This is a genomic window from Streptomyces sp. NPDC091292 (assembly GCF_044757265.1).
In the GTDB taxonomy this organism is placed as follows: Bacteria; Actinomycetota; Actinomycetes; order Streptomycetales; family Streptomycetaceae; genus Streptomyces.
In genome coordinates, this window is sequence record NZ_JBIVUQ010000005.1 from 262333 (window position 1) to 287190 (window position 24858).

The 24858-nt window shown below is 69.6% G+C and carries 15 protein-coding genes; 9 read left to right on the forward strand and 6 right to left on the reverse strand.

Annotation, left to right across the window (positions count from 1 at the left end):
* Positions 1 to 4 precede the first annotated feature (4 nt).
* From ACIQNU_RS17540 to ACIQNU_RS17560, 5 genes are read left to right on the forward strand one after another with little or no spacing between them, the layout of a single operon-like run.
* On the forward strand, positions 5 to 1402 hold the full coding sequence (locus ACIQNU_RS17540) for an ABC transporter substrate-binding protein (RefSeq protein WP_401366816.1): 1398 nt from the start codon (positions 5 to 7) through the stop codon (positions 1400 to 1402).
* A gap of 39 nt (positions 1403 to 1441) precedes the next feature.
* On the forward strand, positions 1442 to 2344 hold the full coding sequence (locus ACIQNU_RS17545) for a carbohydrate ABC transporter permease (RefSeq protein WP_401366818.1): 903 nt from the start codon (positions 1442 to 1444) through the stop codon (positions 2342 to 2344).
* Complete coding sequence (locus ACIQNU_RS17550) at positions 2341 to 3297, forward strand: carbohydrate ABC transporter permease (protein WP_401366820.1); 957 nt, start codon at positions 2341 to 2343, stop codon at positions 3295 to 3297. The genes ACIQNU_RS17545 and ACIQNU_RS17550 overlap by 4 nt, the downstream gene beginning before the upstream one ends.
* Positions 3294 to 7397: a hypothetical protein gene (locus tag ACIQNU_RS17555; RefSeq protein ID WP_401366821.1), complete on the forward strand. Its 4104-nt coding sequence runs from the start codon at positions 3294 to 3296 to the stop codon at positions 7395 to 7397. The genes ACIQNU_RS17550 and ACIQNU_RS17555 overlap by 4 nt, the downstream gene beginning before the upstream one ends.
* A gap of 18 nt (positions 7398 to 7415) precedes the next feature.
* Positions 7416 to 8306 (forward strand): NAD-dependent epimerase/dehydratase family protein, encoded by an 891-nt coding sequence (locus tag ACIQNU_RS17560; RefSeq protein WP_401366823.1) that lies wholly within the window; start codon positions 7416 to 7418, stop codon positions 8304 to 8306.
* Between the two features lie 37 nt (positions 8307 to 8343).
* Here the strand turns inward: ACIQNU_RS17560 and ACIQNU_RS17565 are convergent, their stop codons facing one another.
* Both ACIQNU_RS17565 and ACIQNU_RS17570 read right to left on the reverse strand, forming a co-directional pair.
* On the reverse strand, positions 8344 to 8964 hold the full coding sequence (locus ACIQNU_RS17565; RefSeq protein WP_401366824.1) for an alpha/beta hydrolase: 621 nt from the start codon (positions 8962 to 8964) through the stop codon (positions 8344 to 8346).
* Positions 8965 to 9013: 49 nt separating this feature from the next.
* On the reverse strand, positions 9014 to 11203 hold the full coding sequence (locus ACIQNU_RS17570) for a hypothetical protein (protein WP_401366826.1): 2190 nt from the start codon (positions 11201 to 11203) through the stop codon (positions 9014 to 9016).
* 259 nt (positions 11204 to 11462) lie between these two features.
* Here ACIQNU_RS17570 and ACIQNU_RS17575 point away from each other — a divergent pair, with 259 nt between their 5' ends.
* The 3 genes from ACIQNU_RS17575 (at position 11463) to ACIQNU_RS17585 (ending at position 19527) form a co-directional block, all read left to right on the forward strand.
* Positions 11463 to 12491, forward strand: a complete 1029-nt coding sequence (locus tag ACIQNU_RS17575; protein WP_401366828.1) for a LacI family DNA-binding transcriptional regulator — start codon at positions 11463 to 11465, stop codon at positions 12489 to 12491.
* A 237-nt stretch (positions 12492 to 12728) separates the two neighbouring features.
* A complete protein-coding gene (locus tag ACIQNU_RS17580) occupies positions 12729 to 14672 on the forward strand; it encodes a prolyl oligopeptidase family serine peptidase (RefSeq protein WP_401366829.1) in 1944 nt (647 codons plus the stop codon).
* A gap of 286 nt (positions 14673 to 14958) precedes the next feature.
* The gene (locus ACIQNU_RS17585; protein WP_401366831.1) at positions 14959 to 19527 is read left to right on the forward strand and encodes a glycoside hydrolase family 2 TIM barrel-domain containing protein; all 4569 of its coding nucleotides are present in this window, start codon (positions 14959 to 14961) and stop codon (positions 19525 to 19527) included.
* 58 nt (positions 19528 to 19585) lie between these two features.
* On the opposite strand, the gene ACIQNU_RS17590 is transcribed toward ACIQNU_RS17585, so the two are convergent.
* The 3 genes from ACIQNU_RS17590 to ACIQNU_RS17600 all read right to left on the reverse strand — a co-directional run bounded on the left by ACIQNU_RS17590 (position 19586) and on the right by ACIQNU_RS17600 (position 22866).
* Positions 19586 to 20605, reverse strand: a complete 1020-nt coding sequence (locus ACIQNU_RS17590) for a DUF5954 family protein (RefSeq protein WP_401366833.1) — start codon at positions 20603 to 20605, stop codon at positions 19586 to 19588.
* Between the two features lie 122 nt (positions 20606 to 20727).
* The gene (locus ACIQNU_RS17595; protein WP_401366835.1) at positions 20728 to 21369 is read right to left on the reverse strand and encodes a cysteine hydrolase family protein; all 642 of its coding nucleotides are present in this window, start codon (positions 21367 to 21369) and stop codon (positions 20728 to 20730) included.
* 129 nt (positions 21370 to 21498) lie between these two features.
* Entirely contained in the window at positions 21499 to 22866 is a 1368-nt protein-coding gene (locus tag ACIQNU_RS17600; RefSeq protein ID WP_401366837.1) for an amidohydrolase family protein, read from the reverse strand.
* A gap of 382 nt (positions 22867 to 23248) precedes the next feature.
* On the opposite strand from ACIQNU_RS17600, the gene ACIQNU_RS17605 reads away from it, so the two are divergent.
* A complete protein-coding gene (locus tag ACIQNU_RS17605; protein WP_401366839.1) occupies positions 23249 to 23911 on the forward strand; it encodes a cupin domain-containing protein in 663 nt (220 codons plus the stop codon).
* 108 nt (positions 23912 to 24019) lie between these two features.
* Here the strand turns inward: ACIQNU_RS17605 and ACIQNU_RS17610 are convergent, their stop codons facing one another.
* Positions 24020 to 24790: an alpha/beta fold hydrolase gene (locus tag ACIQNU_RS17610; protein WP_401366840.1), complete on the reverse strand. Its 771-nt coding sequence runs from the start codon at positions 24788 to 24790 to the stop codon at positions 24020 to 24022.
* Positions 24791 to 24858: the final 68 nt, after the last annotated feature.

Genomic DNA, 24858 nt, shown 5'->3' on the forward strand with positions numbered 1-24858 from the left:
CCTCATGCACACTCGTGACACCGCAGCGGCCGGCGCGCGGCCCACCCCGGCGAGACCACGCATCAGAACGGTGCCGCTGATCGCCGCCGTCGCGACCGGATGCCTCCTCGCCGGTCTGACCGCCTGCTCCGGCGGCGACTCGGCGTCCTCCTCGTCGAACGTCACCCTGACCATCGGTGAGTGGACCAACCCGGGGGCGATCGAGTTCACCAAGGAACTCAACGCCGCGTTCGAGAAGGAGCACCCCGGTGTCACGGTCAAGCTCCAGCAGGCGCCGACAGCCAACGGCGCATGGCAGCAGCTGACCAGCAGCATGCTCCAGTCCAAGTCGGTCGACGTACTTGCCCAGTTCGCCCCCACGCAGCAGGGCTTCGCACCCTCCTACACCAACATGAAGCCGGGCGGCTCGGCCGCGCTGGTCGCATCCGGCCAGCTGGTCGACCTCAAGGACCAGCCGTTCATGAAGAGCTACGACCTGGACAGGCAGAAGGCCGCCGTCGGGTACAAGGACGGGATCTACGGTGTGATGGCCGCGGAGTACGTGTCCGCCGGCGCCGTCTGGTACAAGAAGGACCTGCTCGCCCAGCACGGCATCGAGGTGCCGGAGACGTTGCAGGAGTTCCTCGACGCCTGCGCGAAGCTGAAGGACAAGGGGGTCACGCCGATCTTCGCCGCGGCGAAGGAGGGCATGCAGGGCGGTGTCTGGCAGGGCATCATGAACCAGACGCTGATGGCGGGCCGCCCCGCCACGGACTCGGTGAAGGTGTCCAGCGACCGGGCCGAGGCGTTCTGGAAGAAGAAGGAGTCCTGGACCGACCCGGTCTACAAGGAGATCTCCGAGCAGTACCAGAAGGTCGTGCAGTACCTGGAGCCCGGCGCGACGGGCGTCGCCCAGCAGACCGCGCCCGGCGTGTGGGCCAGCCAGCCCGACGACTTCCCGTTCCTCCTCGACGGTTCGTGGGACGGTGCGGCGATCCAGCAGGCGAACCCGAAGCTGAATCTGGGCTTCTTCATGCTGCCCGGCACCGACGACCGGGCCGCCAACAGGGTGGCCGTGAAACCGGACCTGACCTGGGTGGTGCCGACCAGCGCGCCGCACCGCGACCTCGCCATGGAGTGGCTGGAGTTCTTCTCCCGGCCGGAGAACTACAAGAAGTGGCTGACCTCGACCGGTTCCGTGTCCACCCAGCCGGCGGTGAAGAACACCGGACTGCCCTGGATGGACTGGCTGAACTCGCACATGACCGACTCGTTCCCGCTGCTGACCGTCCCCTGGACGCCCGTCGGCGCCTCGACCGACGCCGCGGGGCCCGACCTGTCCAAGATGGCGCCGGTCGGCAGCGAAAGCGTGGACACCGTCCTCGAACGCTCCGCCCGCGCCTACCAGAAGGCCGTCCAGTAGTCGTCCGGTGGTTCGGACACCACGTGGAAGGAGGGCGGCGTGTCTCGCTGCTTGTTCGGCACACCACGGACCCGGCGGTTCATTCCCTGGGCGAGTGTCGCGATACCCGGACTGGGGTGGCTGCTGTTCGGGCTCTATCCGTCGCTGGCGACCATCGGGTACTCGTTCACCCAGTACTCCGGCCTGCCAGGCACACCGCTCAACTTCTGCGGCCTGTGCAACTACTCGACCGCGTTCACCGCGCTGTCGTCCGAGGTGTGGGGCGCCGTCCGGGTCACTCTCATCTACGTGGCGGGCGTGACGATCGCCCAGAACGCCCTCGGTATCGGGCTGGCGCTGCTGCTCAACCGGCGGGGCCGCTCCTACGCCGTGTACCGGGCGCTCATCTTCATGCCGCAGATCTTCTCCGTCGCGGTCGTCGGGGCGATCTTCTCCCTGATCTTCGACCCGTTCTCCGGCCCGACGGGGCGGCTCCTGCACGACATCTTCGGGACCACCAGCGCCTTCTTCGGCTCCGACCAACTGGCGCTGCCCCTGGTGATGTTCGTCAACGTGTGGATGTTCTCCGGCTACTCGATGCTCATCTACATCGCCGGACTGCGCAACATCCCGTCCGAGGTGTACGAGGCGGCCTCGATGGACGGCGCGGGACGCTGGCGCACGTTCCGCAGCGTCACCTTCCCCCTGCTCGCGCCCGCCTTCACCGTCAACATGTTCCTCACCGTGGTGGGCGCGCTCGGTGAGTACGCGCTCATTCTGGTCCTCACCGGAGGCAACTTCGGCACCCGCACCCTGGGCATCTACATGTTCAACTCGGCGTTCCTCAGCGGCTCCAGCCAGCTCGGGTTCGGCTCCATGCTGGCGATGCTCCAGTTCTTCCTCACCCTGGTCCTCGGCGGCACCGTGCTGTGGTCCCTGCGCCGCCGGGAGGTGACCCTGTGACGACCTCGACCGTGCCGACCGACCACACCCCGGCCCCGGCCGCACCCCAGCCCCAGCCCCCGCCCCGGCACCGACGCACTCTCGGCCCGCTGCTGCGCGGCGCGCGGATCAACCTGGTGTGCTTCCTCATCTCCGTGCTGCTGTTCGCGATGCCGCTGATCTACCTGCTGGTGCAGGCGTTCAAGACCTACCCGGGGTTCCTTCAGGACCCCACCGGTCTGCCGGGCACCTGGACGGTGCAGAACTTCACCGACGCGTGGACGCAGGGCGACTTCGGCCGCCAGATGATCAACAGCCTGGTCTATTCGGTGATCCCGACCGCGATCACCCTCGTACTCGGGGTCTTCCTCGCCTTCCCCATCTCACGCGGCTACTTCAAGCACTCGAACGCGCTCTACACGTTCTTCATCTTCTCCGGCTTCCTGCCCGGCGGCCTGATCCCGCTGTTCATCGAGGCCCGCACGCTGCACCTGTACAACAGCATGCCCGGATACCTCGTACTGACCAGCATGTCGGGCGCGGGGTTCTTCTTCTTCGTCGGATACATCAAGGGGATCCCCCGTGAGCTGGACGAGGCGGCGGTCCTGGACGGCTGCGGCTACGTCCGGTTCATCTTCACCATGATCATTCCGCAGATGAAACCGGCCCTAGCCACCTTCGGCATCTTCGGTTTCGTCTCCTCCTGGAACAACCTCATCCTGCCCCTAGTCATGCTCTCCGACAGCGCGCTGTGGCCGGTCACCCGCGGCCTGTACTCGTTCTTCGGCGAGCACACCCAGAACTGGCCCCTGGTGGCCGCAGGCACGTTCATCGTCGCGGCGCCGATCCTGGTCCTGTTCGTCCTGCTGCAACGCCACCTCGTCGAGGGCGTCGCGGGTGGTGCGAGCCTGGGCAGCCAGGGCATCGTGCCGAGTGCGTCCAGGGCCGGCGAACAGGCCGGTGGTGGCAGGTGACCGATCCGTCCATGGCCGGGCGGCGGACCGTGTGGCAGCTGGGCAGGGACGGTGTCACCTTCCCCCTGCGCGACCCGATCGGCCATCCCGAGTTCGTGTGGCCGAGGACGCTGCTGCACTGGCCCGTCCACTGGCCCGAGCCGTCGGTCCGGGCACGGGGACTGCGCCTGGTCGACACCACGGGCACCCCGGTGCCGTTCCAACTGTCCGAGGTCCGCCTCGACGGCGCCGGACTGCTGCGTGACGCGGTGGTCGCCTTCTTCGCCGGGCTCACCCCCGGCCAGTCCCACGTGTTCACACTGAGCGCCGACGCATCGGTCCGGTCGGCAGGGGTCGTCGACCCGGTGACGGTTGTCCACGGCGCCGACGGCATCGTGGTGGACACCGGGCCGGTCCGCGTACGGCTGCCCCGGTCCCACCGGCCCGGCGCGCGACCCGCGCCGGGCCCGGTCCTCGCGGTGGACCGAGGCCACGGCTGGGTCGGCCGTTCCGCGCTGGTCGGCGAGCACGCCCGGGTGGAACGGATCGACGTACGCGAGGTGCAGGCAGGGCCGCTCGTCGTCGTCCACGAGATCCGCTACCGGTTCGCCGACGGTGGCACGTACATCGCGACCGTGCGCTGTGTGCAGGGCTACGACTTCATCGAGCTGACCGAGCGGATGCACGGTACCGGCCGGCCCGCGCCCGCATGGGAGCTGTACTGGGACGGGTTCGCACCGACGCACCGGTACTCCTCGACCTGGCCCTACTCGCAGGACGCGGCCGACCACCTCGACCCCGGCTCCCCGGAGACCTACCGGTGGCCGGGCATCACCGACCCGCTGCTGGTCGCCGACAGCGGCGAGGACCCGGCCTTCTCCGGACCGGGCAGGACCGAGGAACCGCACGAGGAGATGGCGTTCACCGTCGGCCCGTACGCACCCGCGTACGCCTGGGACATCCGTCCGCACGCGACGTTCTGGGACGTGCGCAACGGTGACGCCGTCGGTGTGTTCGTCCGCGACCCCGCCGACTGGGACGACCACCGTTACGCCTCCTGGGCCTCCGCCAGGGATCTGCAGATCCGCTTCCGGTACCGCGACGGTGTGCTGCGCTGGCGGTGGCCGCTGTGTCCCGGCACCCGGCGTACCGCCCTCGCCTTCCACGACCACGAACGCGACCGCGAAGTGCTCCGGGCGCAGCGCCGGCACGCGGACGCGCTGTCGGCCCGCTACGACCTCGACCCCGAGGAGGCCCTGCGAGCCACCTGCCACCCGACGACACACGTACGCCAGTTGCATCACTGGCACAGCACGCTGGACCTCGACCGGGTCAAGGACTGGGTGCTCGCCTACGACGGGCGGCGCCCGGCCCCTCTGTGCGTCACCGGCGACATCCCCACCGGACGGCACCTGCTCACCGCGCTGTTCGCCGGCCCCGAGGGCCCACGACTCATCGCGCACGGCGTCAACGAGGTCCACGGCTACCTCAACATCGGCCAACGCCCGCTCTACGACCGCCTCCTGGACGCCTACGACAGGCTCCGCGGCGAACTACCACCGGAGCAGGCCGCCCAGGTCGACGCACTGCTCTTGTTGACGGCATACGTCTCCGCCGGAGAGGAGATCGGGCCGATGCGGCGGATGCTCGGCGGCCATCCCAATTTCCTGTCGGACGGCAAGGCGGCACTGGCCTGTCTGGCCTGGCTGTACCCCGAGCATCCGGCGGCAGGGGAGTGGCTCGACCAGTTCGAGTCGTTCCTGCGCCTGGCCGGGGTGTTCCACGTCCGCCCCGCACTGCCCGGCAAGCAGGCCAGAGCCGGCCGGTGGACGGAGAGCCTGGCCACCTACGTATGGGCGTTCCTGCGCCCGGCAACGCTCGGCAACGCACTGGGCATCCGCACCGACGGCCGCAACCGACTCTGCACCCCGCACTTCGCGGCCCTCGGCGAGTGGCTCGTCGACGCGCTCACCGCACCGGTGATGACCACCGCCGTACCGGACGAGCACGCGTCGGCCACCGCCCCCGGCACCCTCCGCATGCACCCGCCGCAGGGCGCGCACGCCGCCTGGCCGCGCCGCCCGCCCATCGAGATGCGGCTGCTCGGCGACCAGTTGCGGCGCTACCGCCCGCTCGTCGCCGAACATCTGCTGTGGGGCTGCGACGCCGAAGGACACCGCCTGGACCAGCCGCGCGGGACCGCCGACCCCTGGCGCGTGCTGCATCCCCCTGCCCGGGACCGGGGCACCAACCCGCGCCTGGGCAGCACCAAATACACCGGGTACGGCATCACGCTGCGCGCCGACGTCGGCGAACCCACGGAGGTGTCGGTGCACCTCCAGCAGACCGACCGCGGCCCCAACTACCGGTGGGGCATCGCGGACGAGAACGGCAGCGGCCACCTCTACTACTACGCGCGCGGGCGCGCCTACAGCGGACACGGCCGGGAGGACGCGGGGGACCGGCGCGCACCGGACGCCACCTTCGTCACCTCCTGCGGCATCTGGCGCGCGGGGGCGATCCGCTCACTCGGCCCCCACACACTCGACCGCCCGCACTACGACCTCGACACCGCGCAGTACGCCGAGATCGCCCCCGCCCCGGACAGCCCCGTGTACGGGCACTACCTCGGCCGCAGCGTCACCCTCGTCGGCAGCGACTACCTCGTCGTCCACGACGCCGTCGCGGCACCCCAGCGGATGGTGTGGACCTGGGCCACACTCACCGAACCCACCGGCGACGACGCCAACAGCTTCGACCACCTCAGCGACCGGATGCCCTTCGTCCACGTGGTGCGCGGGGTGCGCACCGACGGCGCGGGCGGCGGTGACTTCCGGACCCCGGTGTCCCGGGGGATACGCCTGGAGGGCCCGTCCGACGCCCCCACGGGCAGCACCCTCGCCGTCGTCAGCCACCGGGACGACCTCACGATCGACCCGCAGCACCGCACGCCGTGGGGCGCCCGGATCACCACCCCAGACGGCGTGGACCATGTGTTCCGCCATGAGCGGGCGGGCCACCACGCCCCGGCCGCGCTCGATGTCACACTCAGCGGCACGCCCGGCGGCGCACCTGTTGCCGGAGGTTCCGGCCTGCGCTTCCGCGGCACCGCCGGAGTGATCCGCCTGCGGCACGACGGCGAGCGGCGACTGGCGCTCTTCCACGGCACGGCGATCGGCACCGGCGACCTACTCCTGACCACCGACGACACGGACCTGGGCATCAGCGCGCGCTACCGGGAGGACGCGCACGAATGCCACGGCACCTACCGCGCCCCGGCCGACACCACGTTGACCCTGCGCGTGCCGAACGGCCTGCACGGCGCGGTGTTCCATATCAACGGCGCACGTGTCCGCCCACTGCGCGAGACACCCCACGAGATGACCGTGACACTGCCGCAGGGACGGCACCGATGGGAACTGACCGCACACACCCCACGTCCCGTCGCAGCCGAGGTACTGCGCACTGTCAACGCCCGTGGCACAGCCGAGGTGCACTTCACACTGGTACCGGCGGCCGATGAGTATCTGATGCAGCTCAGCGAGGACGGCGGCGACACCTGGCGCACGGCCGCGACCGCCCGCACCAGCCCGTACCGGCTGACCGGCCTGACCGACGGACGGAAAGTGCACATACGAGTCGTCGCCGCCAACTCCCGCCACCATGCCCCGCCCGGCGCGGACTACCCGCTTTACGTCACCGACGCCCCACCCGCCCCGCCGGACGGGTTGACCCTGCGACCGGGGCCCGACGGGACCGAGCTGACCTGGGGCGAAGTACTCGGTGCGAGCGGATACCGGGTGCTGCGCCGCCGCAGCGGCGAATCCACGTATCGCGAGATCTTCTCCGGTCTCGCCTTTTCGTACGTCGATACCGCCCCCGCAGACACCGGCTACGAGTACGCGGTGGCCGCCGAGAACGGCAACGGCCTCGGCGCACCCGGCACACCGGTACCGGCCGCCCCGCGCGGCTGGCGCCACTGGCGCCCTCCGGTACCGCTCGTCTTCCGTCGCCGCCACAGCTACCACGAGCCGCCCTACCTGGCCGACCAGGCGATTCCCGAGTACTACGACGGGCAGGAAGAACCGCCCGAACTGCCGGCCATCTCCAGCGATCTGTAGCAGAAGGGGGTTCCTGTCATGCCCCAGCCGTCACCACCTCAGCCGTCACCGCCTCAGCCGTCACCGCCCGAGCCGGGGGAGTCCGGCGCCGCACCCACCTCATCCGCCCGTCGAATCCTGCTCACCGGTGCCGCCGGACGCATCGGCACCGTGCTGCGGTCCGGGCTCGCCCATCCCGACCGGGTGCTGCGGCTGCTCGACGTCGCCCCCCAGCGGCCCGCGGACCCGGACGAGCGGGTGGAGATCGTACGGGCGTCGTTCACCGACCCGCACGCGATCCGCGACGCCTGCCGGGGCGTCGACGCGGTGGTCCACTTCGGTGGGTGCAGCGGCGAGGCGCCCTGGGAGACCGTCCGCGCCGTGAACGTGGACGGTACTCAAATGGTGCTGGCCGCCGCTGCCGAGACGGGCGTCCGGCGGGTGGTCCTGGCCGGAAGCATCCACGCGGTCGGCTTCCGCAACCGCGACGAGACGGCGCACGGCCCCCTGCCTGCGGACAGCCCGGCCCGCCCGGACACCTTCTACGGCGTGAGCAAGGCCGCGGTGGAAGCGCTGGGCAGCCTGTACCACTCGCGGTTCGGCATCGACGTGACCTGCCTGCGCATCGGGGCGTTCCGGCCGCGTCCGGCCGCCCCCGAGGATCTGGCCGCATGGCTGTCCCCGGCGGACGCGGTACGCCTCGTCGAGGCATGCCTGCGGGTCGAACCGGCCGGATTCCGCGTCCTGTGGGGCATCTCCGCCAACACCCGCCGATGGTGGTCGCATGCGGAGGCGGAGGCGATCGGATACCACCCGCAGGACGACGCCGAGCGGTACGCCGACCAGATCCCGGGGCACGACGGAGCGGCCCCCGCCACACTCCGTACCCACCAGGTGGGTGCGGGCTTCTGCACGATGCCGCTCGGCTGAGCGGGGACCGACACCGCCGGGTCACCTCAGCACCGGGTCACCTCCCGGCCAGCCACTTCGCGCACAGCCCCGTCCACGCCCCGACCGACCTGTCATCCCCGGCAAGCCCGAGCCCGTGCCTGCCGTGCGGGAAGACATGCAGCTCGTGCGGGACGCCGTGCGCGGCCAGCGCGCCGGCCAACCGGTAGCTGTGCTCCACCGGGACGGCCTGGTCGTCCGAGCTGTGCCAGACGAAGAACGGCGGCGCCTGCGGCGTGACCAACTCCTCCAGCGACACCTCCCGGCGCTGCGCCGGCGTCGCGTCTGCACCGAGCAGATTCACCCGCGATCCTGAGTGGCGCTCGGTGAGCATCGTCACGACCGGATAGCACAACACCGCGAAATCCGGCCGCTCTTCGGGCCGCGCGTCCGGCGCCAGTGCCGCGTACCCGGCGAGGTGGCCGCCGGCCGAGAAGCCGACCACGCCGATCCGCCGTACGCCGCGCCGCCGCAGCCCGGCGATCTCCGCCCGCACCGCCTCCACCGGTGCGGGATGGCGCGCCCGCACCGGATAGCGCAGCACACTGGCCGTGATGCCCAGCGATGCCAGCCATTCGGCCACGGGCTCGGCCTCGTGCGCGGCGTGCATCTCGTACCCACCGCCGGGCAACACGATCACATGAAGCGGCTTGCGCGCCGACTTGTGCACAGTTCCGTCATCCCGTTCTCTAGGGGGTCCAGCGGTACAGCAGTACCTTGTTGAAGAGATCTTCCTCGACGTTGACCATGTAGTCGCCGTTGGAGCGCTGCACCGCGGAGATGCCGTACGGGATGTCCACCCAGCCGGTGCGGTCGACCCCGCCCACGACATCGCCGGGCAGCCAACTGCCCACGAGGCTCCCGTCGGACGCCTTGAAGGCCCACACCTGGCCACGGGTCTGGACACCGGCGGTGAAGATGTAGTCGCCGGCCCACGCGAGGCTGACCATCGCCACCATCGGCGTCGATGTGGTGTCCCAGGGGAGAACGGTGGTCCAGGTCGGCGTCCGGTTGCCGGTGCTCCACCTGTCGTAGCGGGCCAGAACCTTTCCGCACTCCTTCCAGTGGGCGTTGTCGAATACCTGATCAGGTGTGTAACCGCACATGTACATGACGTCCTTGCTCACGTCGTAGTGCAGGCGGCGGACGCGGTTGAACGGCGCGGGCAGCGGAATCGTCACCCGGCTCGCGTAGTCGTAGATCGGGTTGCCCTGGGAGTCGAAGCCCTGGAGGGGGTAGCGGCGCAGATCACGGTCGCCGCCCTCCCAGATGTCACCGTCGGTGTCGACGAACCAGACCCAGCAGTTGCCCGGGGAGTTCAGGCCCGTGCCGGGCTGGAGGTATTCGCTCGCCTCGAACGCGCCGTTCCCGCTCGTGTCGCGCCAGATCCACTCGCCCTGCGCCGGCTGGTACGGCGGCCATGTGGGGTCGTCGCCGGTCCAGCGCTGTTTGAAGATGGCCCCGGATGGCTTGGCTATCTCACCCTCGAAGCGGTAGATAAGCATGTGCGCGGCGTACATGCCCGTGATGTACATGTACAGATTGCCGTTCATGCGCCGCAGGAACGGGGACGTGGCGGAGTGCGAATGCCCGGTCAGGAACAGGCGTGCGTCCTGGGGGTACTTGACCGAGTCGAGGGAGTAGCCGCGCCAGGCCACGTCCCGGCCCGGCGGCTTCGTGACGTCGATGCGGTAATGGCACTGCTTGGTGAAGACGTCCAGTCCGTCGGACTGCGGGTCGAAGTCGGCGGCGTCGACAAAGGCGCTGCCCTGGAGCTGCCAGACCGTGTTGCCGAGCGCGTCGAACTTCCGCAGCCACGAACCGAACTCGCACATACCGACGTAGACGTTGCCCGCCGAGTCACCGCCGACGCCGGTGATGCCGTAGAACTTGTCGGCGATGTTCCGGCCCGGCGTTCCCGCCCCGATGCCGCCCGCCTGGCCCAGGCTCCGCGAGAGTACCGGTGTCCCGGAGAGGTTGCCGTAGGTGTGCACCTGGCGGAGCGGGCCGTTGTCGCCGACCAGCAGGTCGCCGTGGACGTCGACCGCCAGTGAGGTCGGGATCCAGTTTGCCGAGGGGCCGTTGATGGTTCCCGACAACGCTGTCCCCGTGTTGGAGAAGTGCCGGATCCGCGCCGGATTCGCGGGATCGACGTGCCAGAAATGCCCGTCGTTCGTGTCGCGGGTGATGTTCTCGACCACCCAGATGTCACCACCGGAGCCGATCGCGACCGCTCCCGGCCGGGTGACGCTCCAACTCCGCAGCAGCGCCCCGGTGGCCGCGTCGAAGACCTTCACCAGGTTGGCCGCCCGGTCCGTGGCCACCACCTGGGTCGCGGAGGCAGCGGCGGCGGCCGGCGGACTGCCCACGTTGAACGTCAGCGACGTGGCGGCCCCGTTCAGGCCGAAACGCGTCAGGCCGTTGCCGACGGACAGATAGGCGTAGGACGCGTTGACCGCGACGGCGTCCCCGTTGGCCCCCTTGCAGTTGCCGACGAGGTGGCCGTCCTTGTAGATGCCCGCGTAGTTGCCGCCCTCGTCCCAGAAGCTGACGGTGTAGACCGTGCCGTCGGCGGCGACGGCGATGTTGAAGACGAAGTCCTGCACCCACTCCGTGGCCCCGGAGAACGTGTTGCCGGTCCAGGACGTGACGACGTTCGACAGAGCGGCTGCCCGCGCGACAGTGGTCGACTGCCCGGCGAGAGCCTCCGGCACGCCGCCGCTCGGTGCCGCCGCGGCAGGGGACGCGCTCACGGCGGAGAAGGTTCCGCTCAGCCCCGCGGCGATCGCCACATGGGTGCCCAGGACCAGCGCCTGACGACGAGTGAGACCGCCCGTCCGGGGTGAGGGTGTGTTCCGTTCCGACGTGCTGTCGCTCATGATCGGCATCCTTTGTTCCGTGAGCCCGGTCCGGTCGGTCGGACGTCAAGTGCCGTGAGTGACCGGTCACTTGACAGCCATGAAGCTAGAGGCGCCCGGTCAGTGCGTCAATCCGTCGTACGGCTTTCGGTACGTGCGGACGGACCGTACGATGCGACCAAAAGTGAAGTGAACGGTCATGTGTACCGGTCATCTGTCCCCGTCGTCCGACCTCATCAGCTGTACCTGTCGCCCGTAACCGTCCAAGAGGGGTTTTCGCGTGTCCGATCGGCCGACCCTGCGTACCGTCGCGTCCCAGGCGGGTGTCTCCCATCAGACGGTCTCCCGGGTGGTGAACGGCGATCCGACGGTCACCGACGGGGTCCGGGCGAGGGTGCTGGAGGCGATGCGTCTGCTCGACTACCGGCCGAGCGCGGGTGCTCGTGCGCTGGCGAGTGGACGTACCGAAATCGTGGGCGTCGTGCTCCCGCACAACCCTGGTTTCGCGTTCTCCAACGACCACCTGGTCCGCCTGATGGGCGGCGCGGACGCGGAACTCGCCGCACGGGGATACGGCCTGCTGCTCTCCACCCGCGAGGTGCCGGACGACGCGGGCTCGGCCCACCGCCGTTTCATCCGGCGGCGGGTGGTCGACGGGCTGCTCGTGGAGGCGGGTGCCGGTGGCGAGGCGCTGTCCGACCTCCGGTCGGCCGGCTGCCCGCTGGTGGTGATGGGGTACACCGATGACGACCTGTTCTGCGTCCACCCCGACGACGAGGGCGGCGCCTACGCGGTCGCCCAGCATCTGCTCGCCCTGGGCCACCGCCGAATCGGTGTCGTCAACGGCCCGGCGGAGAATCGCCTCGCCATGGCCGCCCGGATGCGGGGCGTACGCCGTGCCTTCGCCGACGCGCACCGCGAGTTCGCCGGCGACCTGGTGGAGACCGGCGACTTCACCGCCGAATCCGGCTTCACGGCGGCCGGACGTCTGATGGCACGGCCCGAGCCACCCACCGCGGTCTTCGCCTTCAACGACGGTATGGCCTTCGGCGTGACGCGGTGGTTGAGGGAGCACGGACGAGCGGTCCCGGGGGACGTGTCGGTCGCGGGCTTCGACGACACTTCGGCCGCGGAACTTGTCGATCCGCCGCTGACCAGCGTCAGCCTGCACAGCGTCGAGGTGGGCCGACGAGCCGCCCGGCTCCTCCTCGACCTCCTGGACGGCCGCCCTCCGGCCCACCGCGAGACCGTGATGCCGAGTTCATTGAAGGTCCGCGCCTCGACGGCACCACCGTCCCCGCAGACGTGACCGGAAGGCAGGACAGGCAGCACCCAAAAGGTGGCCCCGCCCAGTCGTCGCATCGACTGCTGCGCATATCCCCGCCATCACGCAACACCTGTTGCATGCCCGCCGTCCATGGCGGTGCCACACTTCCTGCAAGCCGAATCCGCTGACCGCCGCAGAGTGCCCACCTCGCGCCGAGCGCAGCGCCCCGCCGCGCCGCGCAGCGCCGCCGACACGATGCCCGCCCGACGGTAGGACGACATGGACACGCACCTGATACCCGCGCCGGAGACCACCCGCCTCGTGGAGGAGTTCTTCGCGCGCACGCACGGCGACCACGGTGTGAACGACGCGCTCGACCTCGATGTCTCTCCCGACGGCCGGTCGATCGCCTTCACGGCGGCGGTCCGGACCGCCGGAGCACCGGACCCGGTGCACAAGACCGCGATACTCGACCTGGCCACCGGGGCGCTGACCCGTCAGGACCACGGGCGGCGCCCGCGCTGGACGCGCGACGGCGCGCGTCTCGCGTGGCTCGGCGACACATGGGTGGAGACGGCGCGCTACGACGACGGGCCGGGGGAGGTCAGGCGGTTGCCGCTGCCCGGAGTCCCCGAATATCTGGAGTGGCGGCCGGACGGTGGCACCCTCCTGGTGGGGCTCGCCGAGTTCGGGGCGGAGCGCTCCGACGTCGACGGATCGGGACGGCTCCCCGGCGGCCCGGCTGTCGTCCCCGGCCGCCCCGTGGTGAGCGTGGGCCGCGCCCCGGCACCGGGACGCGGACTGTGGCTGGTCGACCCCGCCGGCGGCACACCGGTCCAGGTGTCACCCGCCGACCGCACGGTGTGGGAGGCGGCCTGGGCCGGACCGTCCGCGATCGTGTGTGTCGTCTCGGACGGTGCCACCGAGTCCGACTGGTACCAGGCCGAACTGGCGCTCCTCGACCCACACACCGGCTCGCTGCGCACCTTGTCACGCCCCGGGACGCAGGTCGGCCTTCCGGCCGCGAACCCTTCCGGCTCATGGGTCTCCGCGGTCGTCGGGGCGATGAGCGACCGGGGACTGTACGGCGGTGAACTCGTCGTACTCCGCCCGTCGGACGGCGCGGCGACCGCGGTGGACTGCGCCGGCGTGGACGTGACCTGCGCACGGTGGGAGGACGAGGGCACCGTCGCGTTCGCCGGGATACGCGGTCTGGACACAGTGATCGGCAGGTTCTCCGTGGCCGAGACACCTAGTGAGGTGCTGTGGGAGTCGAGCGCCACCTGCGGCGATCTGCTGCCCGAGGTCGCCGTCGGTGGCGGCGTCGTAGCCTGCACCACGCACAGTTATCGCCAGGCCCCTGCGCTGAGCGTCCTGACACCGGACGGAGACATGAGGGCCTGCCTCTCCTTCTCCCCGCCTCCCGCCTCCGTACCGCAGGAGTCGGCCGAGCGGATCACCTGGACCGCCCCCGACGGGGAGTCGGTCCAGGGCCTCCTGGTCACCCCGCCGACTCCGGGGCCGCACCCGCTCGTGGTGAACATCCACGGCGGACCGGTGTGGTTGTGGCGCGACGAATGGGCCCTGCGCCACCCGCTCGTGCCCTTGCTGGTCGGCCAGGGATACGCCGTGCTGTCCCCGAACATCCGCGGAAGCCTCGGCCGCGGACAACGGTTCGTGACCGCCGGTCTGCACGACATGGGCGGAGCCGACGCGGACGATCTCCTGGCGGCCGTCGACACACTCGTGGCCGAGGGGCGGATCGACGGCAGCCGCGTCGGTGTCACGGGCAACAGCTACGGTGGCTTCATGTCCGCGTGGCTGATCGCTCACAGCGACCGGTTCGCCGCGGCCGTGGCCCGCTCACCCGTCACCTACTGGGTCAGCCAGCACCACACGAGCAACATCCCCGGCTTCGACCGGATGTGCCTGGAAGGCGACCCGCTCGACCCGGCGTCCGACTACCGCACCCGCAGCCCGCTGTATCGCGCCCGGCACGTCCGGACCCCGGTGCTGCTGATGGCGGGCGCCCACGACCTCGCGACCCCGCCGGAGCAGGCGAGCATGTTCCACCGCGCCCTGAGCGAGCACGGCCGGGACAGCACACTGGTGATCTACCCGGACGAAGGACACGGTGTCCGGGCCCACACCTCCGTGGTCGACCAGGCGGCCCGCCTGCTGGAGTTCTTCGACCACCACCTCGGCGCGGTACGGGAGACATGACGGCGTAGATCCACCCGGAGTGCACCCTCGGTGGCCTTAACTCCCTCGTGGGAAGGCGTGAACGGCCCTGCTGGATCGGCCTGTTCAGGCTGGCGGAGCCTACATGGCGGCCACCTAAAGCTGTCCTGTCGCATCTCTTGGCACCTCATCCGATGTTCGCTACCGTCCGGTCCTGTTGACTTTGGAGCGGTTTTGCTCGCCCAGAAGGGTGGAACGCCGGATGCCCCCACTCCGACGAACCGAACGAAGCGCACGGACCGAACGAAGCGCACGAGCCTTACGGAGCGTGCGAGGCGTACGAGGGCTGCGGGCGCTTGCCGTGCTGGCGCTGGCCGGGGCGCTGATGGCGCCCCTTCCGTCCGCCGTGGCCGCCGACACCCCCTCTCAACCGTCCGACGTCTACAAGCTGTTGGAGGATCCGGAGGTGACCGGCGTCGGACAGGAGCCGGCGCACGCCGAGCTGACTCCGTACGCCGACACGCGCGCTGCGCTCGCGGGAGAGCCGGGCGGACCGTGGACCAAGTCCCTCGACGGCACGTGGAAGCTCCATATGTCCGACCGCCCCGAGGACGTCCCGAAGGACTTCTCCCAGGAGGGCTACGACACCGGCGGGAGCGGCTGGCGCAGCGTGCGCCTCCCGCACACCTGGCAGACGGACGGTCTCGACCATCCGCTGTTCCGCAACATACCCACCGAGATGTACCCGGACGACCCGCCGAAGGTGCCGCACGACACCAACCCGACCGGCGCCTATGTCCGCACCTTCGACCTGCCGCGGAACTGGAAGGACCGTGAGACCTTCCTCCGCTTCGAGGGTGTGACCAGCGGCTATCTCCTCTGGGTCAACGGCACATACGTGGGCTACGACCAAGGCGGCTACACCCCGGCCGAGTTCGACATCAGCGAGCGACTGCACCCGGGGAAGAACACCATCGCCGTCCAGGTCCACCGCTGGGGCTCCGGATCCCACCTGGAGGACTACGACCAGTGGAGGTTCGCGGGCATCTTCCGCTCGGTCGACCTGTACTCGACGCCCAGGACGTATCTGCGGGACATCACGATCGGCACCGACCTGGACGCCGAGTACCGCGACGCGTCGCTCACCGCCGAAGTCGACGTGACGGCCAAGGAGACATCCGGGGCACGCACCGTCACCGGCACGCTGTACGACCCGCGTGGCCGAAAAGTGACAACGATGTCCGGCACCGTGGACCCCCGGGACGGGACCGCCTCCACCACCCTGCGCGCAGCAGTCGACGCCCCGGCCAAGTGGACCGACGAGACCCCGAACCTCTACACACTCCTCGTCCAACTCGTGGGCCCCGACGGCAGAGTCACCCACACCACCACCCAGCCGGTCGGCTTCCGGGACATCGAGGTCAAGGACAGACAACTCCTGGTCAACGGCGAACGCATCCTGGTGAAGGGCACCAACCGCGCCGAGACCGACCCGAAGACCGGCCGTCACGCACCCCGCGAGCGCACCGCGTCCGACGTCGCCCTGATGAAGCAGCTCAACATCAACGCCGTACGCACCTCGCACTACCCGTCGGACCCGTACCTGTACGAACTGGCCGACACCCAGGGCCTGTGGATCGCCGACGAGGTGGACATCGAGACCCACCACCACGACGGCTGCCCCAACAACTGCCTGGCGGAACGGCCCGAGTGGCAGCGTGCGTTCATGGACCGCCTCACTGCCATGTACGAGCGCGACAAGAACCATCCCAGCGTGTTGATGTGGGACACGGGCAACGAGGCGGGGCTCGGCAAAGCGCACTACGCCATGGCCGACTTCCTCAACGAGCACGACCCGAGCCGACCCCTCTACCACCAGCCCAACTACCCCGACGGCGACGCCCCGTTCGCCGACATATGGGGACCGCGCTACCCGTCACCATCGGGACTCGAAGCCAAGGCGAAGACCACCACCAAACCCATCATCATGGGGGAGTACGCCCACGCCATGGGCAACTCGCTCGGCAACTTCCGAGAGTTCTGGGACGTCGTCCGGAAGTACCCCCAGGTCCAGGGCGGTTTCATCTGGGACTGGGCCGAACAGAACATGACCCAGCCCCTCATCACCACCCCCGACTCCTCGGGCAACGACATCCTGACCTACCTCTCAGGACAGCCCGAGCATGTCCCGGGCAAGAAGGGGAAGGCGCTCGAACTCTCCGGCCTCGACGACTTCGTGGAGGTCTACCGCGACCCGAAGCTCGACGCGGTCTCCGACGCGCTCACCCTCGACGCCTGGGTCGAACCCGCCGACTGGACCGGCGACTTCACCGTGATCGCCAAGGGAAACCGCAGCTACGCCCTCAAGATGCGGGACAAGGACACACTGGAGTTCTTCGTCTACGGAGACGGCGACTGGCACGCCGCACGGGCCGACGTCCCCGCCGACTGGTACGGCTCCTGGCACCGCGTCTCCGGCACCTTCGACGGGACCTCGGTCAAACTGTTCATCGACGGTGCCCAGGTGGCGGCCACCGACTGGACCGGTACGGTCGACTACTCCGCCCAGCCCGTGAACATCGGCCGGAACCCGGAGACCGGCCAGGAGAACATCACCACCCGCATGGCCCACGGCACCGTCGACCAGGTCCGCGTCTACCACAAAGCACTCACCCCGGGGCAACTCGAAGCCGACCCCGCCGCCGAATCCGTGCTGGCCCTGGACTTCGACCGGCTCACCGAGAAGGGCACGTACGACTCCTACGGCGCCGGCACCGGCGGCGTCGACGGCGTGGTCTCCACCGACCGCACCCTCCAGCCCGAGGCACAAGCCCTGGCCGCCGTCCACGCACCCATCAGGATCAGCGACGCGGACGCCACGGCCGGGAAGGTCACCGTACTCAACGAGCGCTCCTTCACCGGCACCGGCGACCTGCGGCTGCGCTGGAAGATCACCGAAGGCGCCCGCGTCCTCGACCACGGGACCCGTCCCCTCTCCCTCGCCCCCCGCGAGCAGGCCGACATCCGCCTGACCACACCCCCCGCCAACCCGAAGGACGCCGACCGCCAACTGACCGTCGAAGCGGCGCTGACCAAGAACACGGCATGGGCGAAGGCCGGGCACACCGTCGCCGTCGAGCAGTACGACATCGGGGGCGGACAACTCGCCGGAGTCCTGCCCGCCGCACCCCCGGGCAAGGTGACGACCACCGGGACGGGCGACCGGCTCACCGTGTCCGGCAAGGGCTTCGCGTACACCTTCGACCGCGAAGACGGCGAGCTGATCTCCATGAATGCGGGAGGGCGCGAACTGCTCAGCACCGGGCCCGAGTTGGACGCCTGGCGGGCGCCCCTCAGCAACGAGACCGGCTCCGAGGAGGGACCGTGGCGCGCGGCCGGGCTCGACCGGCTGCGCACCGAGCCGGGAAGAGTCACGGTGTCCGAACGGGACGACGCCGTGACCGTGACCGTGCCCAGCACGGTCAGCGCCCCCGGAGTCAAGGACTCCTCCTTCACCCAGACCCTCCGGTACACCGTGACCGGCGCCGGCGAGCTGCGCATCGACCACCGGGCCGAGGCACACGGAGCCGCACGCACCGTGCCGTACCTGCCGCGCATCGGTCTCAGCCTGCAACTCCCGGACCGCTACGACCAGTTCACCTGGTACGGCCGGGGCCCGCAGGAGAACTACAACGACCGGAAGGACGGCTCACCCGTCGGCGTGTACTCCACCGACGCGGACGATCAGTTCTCCGGGTACACGCGGCCCCAGGACTACGGAAACCACGAGGACGTCCGCTGGGCCTCGCTGACCGACGGCCGAAGCGGGCTCCTGGTCTCCGCCGGCTCCGGGAACTTCTCCGCAGGTGTCACCCCGTACGAGGACATCGACCGCGCGGCCTACCCGTTCGCCATGAAGCGCAGCCCCCAGGGCAACACCCTGCACCTTGACCACGCCGTCAGCGGAGTCAGCGAGACCTTCCACACCGTGCTGCCCGAGTACCAGGTGCGGCCCGACCAGGAGTACGCGTACACACTGAGCCTGCGCCCGCTGACAGGGGCCGAGGCCCGCACCGGAGTACCGCGGGGGCCCGTGGTCTGCACGCCGGAAGCGGAGCTGACCGCCGAGGACACCGGCCTGTCGGCGGGCGAGTCGACACCGGGCAAGCTGACCGTCACGAACCCCTGCGACGGCCGGCTGACCGATGTGTCCGCGGACTTCGACGCACCGGCCGGCTGGAGCGTGGACCCCGCATCGCCGGACCTCGGCGACCTGGCGGCCGGCGATTCGGCGACCGTCGACGTCGTGATCACCCGCGGAGACGACACCCCGGACGGCCGGCGGTCCACCGTGGCCACCGTCTCCGCGACCTCCACGGGCGGCGCACGAGCGCGGTACGAAGCGCCCCTCGCCCTCGACGGCACACCACCCCCACCCCGCGGTGACACCTCCGTGTCCGACCTGGGCTTCATCACGGCCGACAACGGCTGGGGCCCGGTGGAGCGGGACCGGAGCAACGGCGAGGCGGCACCCGGCGACGGCGGGCCCCTCACCATCGGCGCGAAGTCCTACGACAAGGGGCTCGGCGTGCACGCCGACTCGGTCGTGACGGTCCACCTCGGCGGGGCGTGCTCGGCCTTCACCGCGGAGATCGGCCTGGACGACGAGGTGGGTTCCGACGGAAGCGTCGCCTTCGAGGTCCTCGCCGACGGCAGGAAGGTCTACGGGAGCGAGGTACTCACCGGCGATGACACCGCCGTGCCGGTCCGGGCCGCGGTCGACGGCGCCGAGCGTCTGACCTTGCGTGTCACGGACGGCGGCGACGGAAACGCCCACGACCACGCGGACTGGGCGGCGGCGACGGTGCACTGCGGGGGAGGAGGATCCGGCTCGTGACATCCGGCCCGTGACATTCGGCCCGTGACCAGGAGCGCAGAGGTGCTGGGGCGCCGGCTCAGTCGTCGTGGTGGAGGGTGCCGTCCTCGTCCATGGTCGGATGCATCTTCATGGGTTCGTACTGGTCCCGGTCCGACGGGCGGGGTGGTTCCGGTCCGTCGGGTCCGGAGCGGGCCAGGCGTTCGATCCGGCAGATGCGGAACAGGCTGTCACCGACATGTACCTCGTTGGCGCGGCCGGCGTTCTTGAACCGTTCGGCGGCCTTGGCGTAGACGGCCTTCTGCGCCTCGTCGAACTGGTGGATGAGGGGCCAGGTCTCGGTCATCGCGTCGTACAGCATCCGCCGGGCGTCATGCGGGCTGGGCAGGAGGCTCCCTTGGGGCCGCCAACCCTTCTCGTTGCGTTCGGCGATGCTGAATCCGGTGGGGAGCAGGATCATGTCGGGGTGAGTGGTGACCGCGCGGTGTGAGTCTTCACGTAAGGCTTTGGGGATGCGCGTGTCGGTGTAGACGAAGTCGCGCAGCCCCAGTCGCAGGGCGGCCGTCGCCGGGCTCGTGTCGCTGCGGCCGGGCTCCAGGACGTAACCCGGGTCCGGCAACCGCATGTCGTACCTGCCGTCCCAGGACCGGTCGTCCGGTTCCCTGTCCGTCGGCCGGGCCGGCTCCAGGCCGTCGTCGCCGCTGCGCACGAACTCGTCCGCGCGCACCACCCGGTAGCGCAGGCCGAGAGCCTCCAGCTCGTTGACCGGTTCGCGTTCGAGGACGGCGACAGCGGCCAGCAGCTCGCGGCGTACGGCGGGATCGTCGGTCTCGTCCTTGGCCTGGAACCACAGATGGGAGTTGAGCCCGTCCCGGGCCTGTTGCGGCAGGCCATCGGCCATCTCGGTCAATAACCTCCAATGGCGGTCGCGTCGGGGGTCCTGCACGGCGATACCGAACACCGGCCCGCGCACCGCGACGTACGGATATCGGTGGGACGCGTCGACGGCGTCGGCCTCGGCGACCCACTCGGCCGGGTCGTTGCGCTCCACCATCTCCGCGTGGAGCCGGTCCAGTTGCTGCTTCCAGTCATCGTTCATGCACACATTGTTGTGCTCCGCGAGCGGCCGTCTGACTAGAACGCCTCATTCCACACACCTTGCGAGTGACGCGCGATGAATACGTGGGGGCGTGCGCGGCTCAGGTGCGAGTCAGGTGCGAGTCAGGTGCGGCGCGTGTGCGGCTCGTTCCGCCGTTCAGCGGCGAGTGAGCGGCGGGTCAGGGCCTTCAGGTCGGACGTCGTGATCACGTCCGCCTGGCGCGGGAGAACCTTCTCGATGAGAACCCGGTGCACTTCCGGGTCCTGATCGTCGGTGGCGTCGCCGAGCACGAAGATCCGGTAGTCCTGGTCGGATGCCTCGCGAACCGTGGACAGCACGGCTCCCGCTGTCGAGATGCCGCCGATCACCAAGGTGTCGATCGACTCGTCACCCAGCAGAACGTGCAGATCGGTAGTACTGAAGGCGCCGTAACGGGTCTTGCGGACGACGATGTCCCCCTCACGTACGTCAAGGGCGGAATGGAGATCCAGCAGCGGATCTCCGTCGGGCATCAGACGGTCCTGCTTCGCGCCCGCGAAAGCCTTGTGGTGGTGCGGGATCGCGTCGTAGTCCTCCGGTGCGAACGCCACCCGGACGTACGCCACCTTGACACCGTGCTCGCGGGCCCAGCTCAGCGCGGACCGCGCCTTCTCCAGTACTGCCTCCTGGTCCGGGGCATGACGCAGCACCGCCGGCTGGAAATCGAGCAGCATCAGCGCTGTCTGCTGCGAAACGATGCTCGGATCACTGCTTGACGTCGTCACGAACGTCACTCTCTTTCCTGTCGCATTGGTACTTCAACAGCACGTACGGCGGCACCCGGCGAACTCGACTCGCGCGGAGTAGGCCAGGTGCCACGGCACGGGTGCCCACCGCACAACCAGGGGTGGGGGTCATCGCATGGCAAGTGCCTTCTGGATGTCCTCGATGACCGCCTCTTCGGTCTTCTCCTCCTCGAACGAGACCTGCTTGTTGAGCCCGTTGCGGTTGTTGAGGTGGTCGATCACGCCCTGGTCCACGGTGTGCGCCTGCCCCAGGATGTCCGCCGGCTTCGGCCCGTGCTGCGCGCCGAGGTTCTCCAGGTACGCGCGGTCGAGTCCGTAGAAGTCGATCGCGTTGTCGCCGAGGATGGCGCGCGCGTCGGTCTCGGGGACGTCGTCGAGCACGAACCGCAGGAAGTCCAGGGTGTTGGGCCATGTGCCTTCGGCGTGCGGGTAGTCGCTGCCGAACATCACCTTGTTCAGCCCGACGTTCTCGCGTACGTCGAGGTCCGTGAGCCGCATGAAGGTGGGTGTCACCGAGCAGTTGCGCTCCCAGTACTCCCAGGGAGTGAGCTTGAGGACGCCACCGGCCTCCTCGTTCTTACGGGTCAGGGCGTCGAGCGTCGGCGGGATCCAGTAGCTGCGGATCTCGACGAACACCACACGCAGCTCGGGGAACCGGTCGAAGACGCCGGACCACATCAGCTGCCACAGGGGGCGCCGCTCGTCGAAGATGCTCTCGAAGATCTGGGCGAGGGCATCCGGTCCCTGCCCGGCCCGCTCCAGCGCGCCCTTGATACGAGTGAGCATGAAGCCCTGGGGCTTCCCACTGCCGGCGTGCAGGTGGACCTTGATGCCGGTCTCGGCGCACGCGGCCCAGAACGGGTCCCAGGAACGGTCGTAGATCGGCGGCAGGTCGTCCTTGGCGCCGGCGAAGCGGGCCGGATAGACGCCCACCATTCCCTGTTCGGCGGCCCACCGCACGGTGCGTGCGGCAGCCTCCATGTCCGGCCAGGGGTAGGTCGAGGGCACACCGAGCAGCCGCTTGCGGTCCACGCTGCAGAAGTCGGCGAGGAACCGGTTGTAGGCGGCGGTGCCCGCCGCGCGCAGCTCTTCGGAGACCCTGCGGGTCCCGGGGTCGGCCCACGGAGTGATGGCGATCGGCCCGCCGGGGTGAAGGACCTCGGCGACCAGGCCGTCCTCGGCCTGGATACGCAGCCGGCGATGGGCGTCCCAGAAGCCGGCGACGCCGCCCGAGGAGATCGCCCCGCGCGTGTCGATGACGTCCAGGATCTCCGGCGGGAAGGGGTACCCGAGCTTCCGGAACAGCGACTGGAAGACCAGGTTGTCCTGGATGTAGTCGTCGAGGGCGGGCCGGTACTGCGGGTCCAGGTACGGGCGGTACTCCTCGGGGAGAAGGCCGACATGCGAGTCGGCCGACACGATGGTGAACGGTTTGCTCGACCCTTGGTTCGCTGCGCTGGAAACCTGATCGGACATTGAATCGGCTCCTCTTGCCTGATCGTTTGCACTTGTTCCAGTCGGCACGGTTCCCGTTGCCGGGACGGCCGCCGTCTTGCTCTGGTCAGAGATGCGTCAGGAAGGTCTCCTTTCATCGTGCGGGGCACAGATATACATGTCAAGTAGAGAGAGCTATGACAAGTAGACGCTGGTTGGTTCTCGCCGCACGTCAGCCATCGGTCCATCGCGCGGTCCATCACGCCTCACGCCAGGGGTGACCCCGAAACGAGCGTCAGACGGCCAGTGCGGCACCACAGGCGCAGGAGTACCGCTGAGACCGCCGGACTGTACATGTACAGTTGGGTTGTACTGTTCGAGACTTCTTGCATGACAGGCGATGCCTGAGACGGGAGCAGTTGTGGTGTCCGAGCCCGACATCATGCTCGGCGCGAGGTTGCGCGCCGGGCGGCGGAACAAAAGCCTTACCTTGCGTGAGCTGGCAAGCCGGGTGGGCGTCTCGGCCCAGTTGCTCTCGCAGATCGAGAACGGCAAGACCGTGCCGTCGGTGGGGACCCTCAAGCTCGTGGTCACCGAACTCGAACTCTCGATGGACGACGTCTTCCGCGCCATCGATTCGGCGCCCGCCGGCCGCCGCTCCGCTGCGCCGCCGGCCACCTCGCGGGTGCCGCGGAAGACCGAGGAACTGGGTGGCCCGGTGTTCCGCGCCGGCTCCCTCCCTGAGCTGCGCATGACCGGCGATGTCGTTCTCTCGCAACTGCCGACCCGCATTCTCGGCTCGTCGATCGAGAGTTTCGTGGTCACACTGCCGCCGGGCACGGCGTCCTCCACCGACGGCTCGCTCATCCGGCACGGCGGCACCGAAATCTGCTTCGTCTACGAAGGCACCCTCACGCTGAAGCTCGGCTTCCAGAGCCATGAACTCGCCGTCGGCGACGTGGCCGCGTTCGATTCATCCGCACCTCACGTCTACGTCAACAACGGAGACGTACCCGCGAAGGCGTGGTGGCAGCAGACGGAGCCTCTTGGGTACGACCACTGGGCCCCGGGCCAGGAACAGGGGTAGGCAGCCTGCCCCAAGGTGCGACCGCCTGACCTCGGGCCAGGAGGACTCGCCCGCCGAGAACCAGCAGCGATCCGCCACCGGCCGCACGAGGGCGTTCCCCGACTGCGACTACGCCGCGCGGATCGCCCGGATCGGCTTGGTGGTGGTCGCGCGTACCAACAGCTCGGCCAGTTCGCGCGGCCGGCTGAGGAAGGGCGAGTGCGCCGAGTCGATGGTCAGCGGCTCGACCCCGAGGCGCTCGATCACCTGGGCGGCCATCGTCGGCGGCACCGCGCGATCCTGCTCGCACCTGATGAAACTGCGCGGCAGGTCCGCCTCCCAGAAGCGCGGCAAGGACACCGGCTCGGTCAGGAACTCGACCGGCGCCGGACACAGTTGGTCGAACGCCCACCGCGCGGTCGCCTCGTCGCAGTCGTGGTAGAAGAAATCGCGGACGGGCGCGAACTCCGTGCACTCCATCCGCCCTCTGGCGTTCGGTCGCGTGAACCGGGACATCCCGGTCTCATCCGTCATCAACTCGCTGACCTCGCCGTCACCGTCCTCGCCGGGCACGCCGCCCGTGGCCTCCAGCACGGTGCGTCCCTCCAGTGGCAGCCCGGCCGCCAGATACACCATGTGCCCCACCAGGTCCGGTGCCGCGTCGGCGGCCATGGTGATGTCGTAGCCACCTACGGAGTGCCCCACCAGTACATCGCCGGACCGCAGCACCGCGACGATCGCGTCCCGGCGGTCGCCGAGCGTGGAGCGCTCGTCGCGCCGTGCGCCCTGTCCCGGCAGGTCGATGGCGATCGCGTCGTGCCCGAGTCTCTCCAACTCCGGAATCGTCCGGCTCCAGCACCACGCGCCGTGGAACCCGCCGTGGATCAGAACGAACCTCATGACAGAACTCCTTCGGTCTGCGTGTCTCCGCGCCTCGTGCGCGGTGGCCCATCAACTCCTCGCCGACG